The organism is Kitasatospora sp. NPDC093558, from assembly GCF_040683475.1.
Lineage (GTDB): Bacteria > Actinomycetota > Actinomycetes > Streptomycetales > Streptomycetaceae > Kitasatospora.
The window spans coordinates 1-5,085 of record NZ_JBFBDY010000464.1; the positions used below are offsets into that span (position 1 = coordinate 1).

A 5,085-nucleotide genomic window follows, 5' to 3' on the forward strand; every position below is an offset into this window, starting at 1 on the left:
CCCCCGACGACCGCCACCGTGCCACCGCCCTGCGCCAGCCGGGCGCTCAACTCGCCCGCCCGCTCGACGGTGTACGCGTGCGCCGCGACCCCGGGCACCCCGGCGGTGTCGGTCCGGCTGCCGAGGGCGTACACCAGGCGGTCGTAGCCGACCACCAGGCCGTCGTCCAGCGTCACCTTCCGGCCGACCGGGTCGAGCGCGACGACCGTCGCGGCGACGGTGGTGATGTCGCGTCCGGCCACCAGCTCGCCCAGGGGAACGCTCGCGGCCACCCGGCCGGCGGCCACCTCGTGGAGCCGGATGCGCTCACTGAACTCGGTCCTCGGGTCGATCAGCGTCACCCGGTGACGGCGGCTCACCCGAAGGGCCGCTGTCAGACCGGCGTACCCGGCACCGATGACCACGACGTGCTGCTCCACCACGATGCTCCTCCCATGTCCCGCGCTGCTGCCCGCGCGGCTTCACAGGACTGGACCGGGCAGCTCTCCGAAACGTGACATCACCTCCGCACACGAAGCCCGCACCGAAGAACCGCACCAGAGGCAGGCACGTGACCTGGCCGGACGTCAGGTGGTCACGGTCCGACAAATTGCCTTCACACTGCACTTCCCGTACCGATAGCGTGCGGCCTTGCATTCGCACACGGATCCACTCCACGGGGGACACTTGTCTACGCCACCGCCCGCCCAGACCGAGCCCGGCCACACGCCCGGCACCGAGCCCGGCCACGTGCCGGCCGCGCCGTACCACCCCTACGGCCCGTCCTGCCGGTTCTGCGGCTCGGTGCCCGCCGTCGAGGCGACGTTCCGCGGGCACCAGGGCTTCCTGGTGATCATGCGGTTCCTCAAGCTCCAGGGCCCGTTCTGCCGCACGTGCGGCATCGCCACCCACCGCAAGATGACCGCCGACAGCGCCTGGCAGGGCTGGTGGGGGATCGCCTCCATGCTGATCAACCCGATCACCATGCTGATCAACCTGCCCAACCGCGCCAAGGTCAACAAGCTGGGCGAGCCGGTCCCCGGCGCCCCGGGCCGGCCCATGGACCCGGGCAAGCCGCTGTTCCAGCGGGTCGCCGTCCTCGGCCTCCTGATCCCGGTGCTCGTCATCGCCTTCATCGCGTACCAGGCCAGCGTCGACCCGACCAACGCCTCCGCCGGCGACTGCGTGCGCAACAAGAACACGACGACGATGGCCGCCGGCAGCGGCGACTCCCACCCCGACGTGGTGATCGTGTCGTGCGACGACCGGACCGCCGACGCCAAGGTCGTCGCGAGGGTCGACTCGACCAGCGACGGCGAGACCGCCTGCCGCAAGTACGACGACGCGGACGGCTACTACACGCACAAGGGCAGTGACCTCTACACGCTCTGCCTGCACTTCCTGCGGTGATCCCTCGTCGTGGCCGGCCGCCCCGCACGCGGTCGGCCACGACGACGCGTGCCGTCGCGCCCCGCGGAGTGTGGGAGTCGAGGAGATCCCGGCCCTCCCGGCTGCCCGCCTCCTCGCCACCGGCTGACGCGGCGCCTCCCCGGCCCCGCCTGCGGGCTTCCGTAGACTCCACAGGCGCCGACGAGGGCGTACCCACCCGCCTGCAGGAGGCTGTCTTGACGTCCGACCCGGGGCCCGGTGTGCTCACCCGCCTGGACGGCCTGCTCCGGCAGGCCCCCGCCGACCGCAGCGGCGCCCTGTGGCGGCTCGCGGAGGACGGCCGCCAGCTGGACGCGAACGTCATCCGCCTGCTCCCGCACGCGGAGGTCGCCGCCCACGTGGAGCCGGACCTCGACGTCCTCGTCCAAGTCCTGGAGGGCGGCGGCCACTTGGAGACGGACAACGGCCGCGAGGTCCTGGCGCCGGGCTGCACGGCCTGGCTCCCCCACGGCGCCCGCCGCGCCGTCTCGGCGGGCGCGGACGGCCTCGTCTACCTCACCGTCCACCGCCGCCGCCCGGGCCTCGCCATCCGCCCGGCTCCGGTGGACCCCGGCGCGGCCCCGGGAGCGTGACGGGGCAGGACCGGGCAGCACCGACGCGCTGCCGATCACCCAGCCCCACCCGGCTCGACCCCGGACCCTCGCCCGGCCCTGCCCGGCTTGTGGGCACCCGCGTCGCCGGGTTCTCGTGGAGAGTGACGTCCGGACCGACGCCGGACCGGCCGACCGAGACCGGGAGGGTGCCGCGATGGCCGCACGAGTCGCCTACCGGCGGATCTACGAGGAGTCCTCGCCCCAGGACGGGCAGCGCGTGCTCGTCGACCGGGTCTGGCCGCGCGGGGTGAAGAAGGAGGACGCGCACCTCGACGAGTGGCTGCGGGACGTCGCCCCGTCGACCGGGCTGCGCCGCTGGTACGGGCACGAGCCGAGCCGGTTCGCCGAGTTCCGCCGCCGGTACCGCGCCGAACTGCGGGACGCGGAGCACCGGGAGGCCGCCGGGCACCTGCGCGAGCTCGCCGCCGGGGGCGGGCTCACGCTCCTGACCGCGACCAGGGACGTCGACCACAGCCAGGCCGCGGTCCTCGCCGAGTGGCTCACGGGTGCGGAGCGATGACCGTCAATCGCGCGCCTGCGACCCCACCCGCACGAATGAAAATGCGGGCCGTCCGGGGCTTTGAACCGAGCCGGGGCCGGATTCGTACCGAAGGGCAGGGGAAAGCGGTCCGGCATCCGGCCGGGTCGCGGGACCGAGACGGGACATGATGGCCGACGAGCGCATCGACACCCGGCTGCTGGAAGAACTCACCGAGCAGTCACAGGACTTGAACAGCGACGCGATGCGGATCACCCGCGGCGCGCTGAGCGGCTTCGCGGAGGCCGCCGGGCCCGCGGGGCCGTGGTGGCGCAGGGGCGGCCTGCTCACCGCCCTGGTGGGCGGGGCGGGCCTGCTGGGCGCGGCCCGGGCGGCGGCCGCCTCGCCGTCGCCCTCCCTGTCGCCCACGGCCTCGCCCTCGGCGTCCGCCTCCGGCGCGGTGACGGCGGACGACATCCGCGCGCTCCAGACCGGCGCGGCGCTGGAGAACCTGGCGGTGAGCGTCTACCAGACGGCCGCCGGCCTGCCGTTCATCAAGGACGGCAACAAGACGGTGGCCGCGTTCATCGCCAAGACCACCGAGCAGCACCAGGCGCACGCCCAGGCGTTCAACGCCGCCGCGACCGCCGCCGGCGGCAAGGCGCAGTCCGGCCCCGACCCGAAGTACAAGGCGGTGGTCGACCAGACGCTGCCCACCGTCAAGACGTCCGCGGACGTGGTGAAGCTCGCCATCAGCCTGGAGGACGTCGCGACCCAGACGTACACCAAGAACGTCGGCCAGGTCTCCAACGCGGACCTGCGCAAGCTGTTCGCCTCCGTGGCCCCCGTGGAGGCGCAGCACCGGGCCGTGCTGCTCGCCGTGCAGGCGCTGCTCGCGGGCAATGCCGAGGATCTGATCGTCATCCCGGTGGACCCGGCGAAGCTGCCCGCCGCGGCCGGCAGCGTGGGCTTCCCGGACTCCTTCTACAAGACCGACAACGCCTCCCCGATCACCGAAGGGGCCGTCCAGTGACCGTCGACCGCACCTGGGAGCCCGCCCTCGGCGAGGCCGAACTCATCCGTCTGACACGGGAGATGGACGAGGCCCACCGGGCCACCCTGCCGCTGATGCGGGCGGCCGCGCGCGACCTCGGGGAGGAGCTCCGGGCCTCGGGCGGGGCCGATCCGGCCCGGCGCCGGTTCCTGCTCGGCGCGGGCGGCGTGGCCGCGGCCCTCACGCTGGCGGCCTGCTCCGGGAGCAGGAGCGTCAAGGACCCCGCGCCGACCAGCCCGGCCGGCTCGGCGAGTGCGGTGCCCGCTTCGCCCTCCGCGTCCGGTGCTTACACCGGGGACCTGCGGGTGGTGGCACTGGCCGTGGCACTCGAGAACCAGGCGGTCGGCGCCTACAAGGCCACGCTGGACGCCGCGAGCGCGGGCAAGCTCGGCACGGTGCCGCCGGCGGTCGCGAGCTTCGTCACCACGGCGATGGCGCAGCACGCCGACCACGCGAAGGCCTGGAACTCGGCCCTCACCGGCGCCGGGCTGCCCGCGATCACCGACGTGCCGCTGTCCAACCAGGCGGACACGATGGCGGCCCTCGGCAAGGCGGCGTCCGTCGGGGACGTCGCCAAGCTCGCGCTCGAACTGGAGGACCAGGCCGCCCAGACCTACCTCTTCGCGACCTACAACGTGACCGGACCGGCGGGCATCGCGACGGCCGCGAGCATCGCCCCCGTCGAGGCCATGCACGCCGCCATCCTGAACTACGTGCTCGGCCAGTACCCCGTGCCCGACGACTTCCTGCCCACCGACAAGGCCGCGAACCCGGACCTGCTGACCGTCTGACGACACGGCGAACCGGCGCGCGCCCGCGCACGACAACCCGGGCGCGCGCCCCGCCCCCCAACCCGAACGGAGACCGTACGTGACCAGAACCCGGCCCCTCCTGGCTGCCGCCGTCCTCCTGCTCTCCCCTCTGCTCTCGGCGGTTCTCGCGGGGTGCTCCAGCTCCAGCAAGCCCGCCGCCACCATCACCACCAGCACCAGCGCGGCGAGTTCACCGACAGCCGGCACCGCTGGAACTTCCAGCGCCGCCGCGTCCGCGCCCAGCACCGCCAGTACCGCCAGTACCGCCACGTCCGCACCCAGCAGCACCGGTGCGCTCCAGGTCACGATCAAGAACTTCGCGTTCGAGCCGGCCTCCCTCACCGTGAGCCCCGGCCAGACCGTCACGGTCGTCAACCGGGACTCCACCACCCACACGGTCACCGCCTCCGACAAGTCCTTCGACACCGGGAACATCGCGCCGGGGGCCACCGCGACCTTCACCGCGCCGCAGCAGGCGGGCGCCCACCCGTACATCTGCACCATCCACCCGTTCATGCACGGCACCCTCACCGTTGGCTGATGAACCATGGCCATCCCCGAACTCGGCCGCCGCGGCGGCCGGAGCCTCACCCACCTCGCCCTGCGCCTCGTGGCGGTGGCCGGACTCGCGATCGACGCAGCCGTCCACGCCCGGCTCGCCGACCAGTACGACGTCGTCGGCGACTCGATCAGCCAGGGCACCCTGTTCCGCCTGGAGGC

General features: G+C 73.6%; 7 protein-coding genes. 6 read left to right on the plus strand and 1 reads right to left on the minus strand.

Going from position 1 to position 5,085, the window contains the following annotated elements:
• The coding region (locus AB0O00_RS29135) for an FAD-dependent oxidoreductase (protein WP_363656768.1) at window positions 1-419 on the minus strand (419 nt) is incomplete at its 3' end.
• A 247-nt stretch (window positions 420-666) separates the two neighbouring features.
• On the opposite strand from AB0O00_RS29135, the gene AB0O00_RS29140 reads away from it, so the two are divergent.
• From AB0O00_RS29140 to AB0O00_RS29165, 6 genes are all read left to right on the plus strand, one after another.
• Window positions 667-1,389, plus strand: coding sequence for a hypothetical protein (locus tag AB0O00_RS29140; RefSeq protein WP_363656770.1), 723 nt, complete (start codon window positions 667-669; stop codon window positions 1,387-1,389).
• A gap of 215 nt (window positions 1,390-1,604) precedes the next feature.
• The gene (locus tag AB0O00_RS29145) at window positions 1,605-2,000 is read left to right on the plus strand and encodes a cupin domain-containing protein (RefSeq protein ID WP_363656772.1); all 396 of its coding nucleotides are present in this window, start codon (window positions 1,605-1,607) and stop codon (window positions 1,998-2,000) included.
• 175 nt (window positions 2,001-2,175) lie between these two features.
• A complete protein-coding gene (locus AB0O00_RS29150) occupies window positions 2,176-2,541 on the plus strand; it encodes a DUF488 family protein (RefSeq protein WP_363656774.1) in 366 nt (121 codons plus the stop codon).
• A gap of 145 nt (window positions 2,542-2,686) precedes the next feature.
• Window positions 2,687-3,532, plus strand: coding sequence for a ferritin-like domain-containing protein (locus AB0O00_RS29155; RefSeq protein WP_363656776.1), 846 nt, complete (start codon window positions 2,687-2,689; stop codon window positions 3,530-3,532).
• The gene (locus AB0O00_RS29160; RefSeq protein WP_363656778.1) at window positions 3,529-4,344 is read left to right on the plus strand and encodes a ferritin-like domain-containing protein; all 816 of its coding nucleotides are present in this window, start codon (window positions 3,529-3,531) and stop codon (window positions 4,342-4,344) included. The genes AB0O00_RS29155 and AB0O00_RS29160 overlap by 4 nt, the downstream gene beginning before the upstream one ends.
• A 79-nt stretch (window positions 4,345-4,423) precedes the next feature.
• Complete coding sequence (locus AB0O00_RS29165; protein ID WP_363656780.1) at window positions 4,424-4,906, plus strand: cupredoxin family copper-binding protein; 483 nt, start codon at window positions 4,424-4,426, stop codon at window positions 4,904-4,906.
• Window positions 4,907-5,085: the final 179 nt, after the last annotated feature.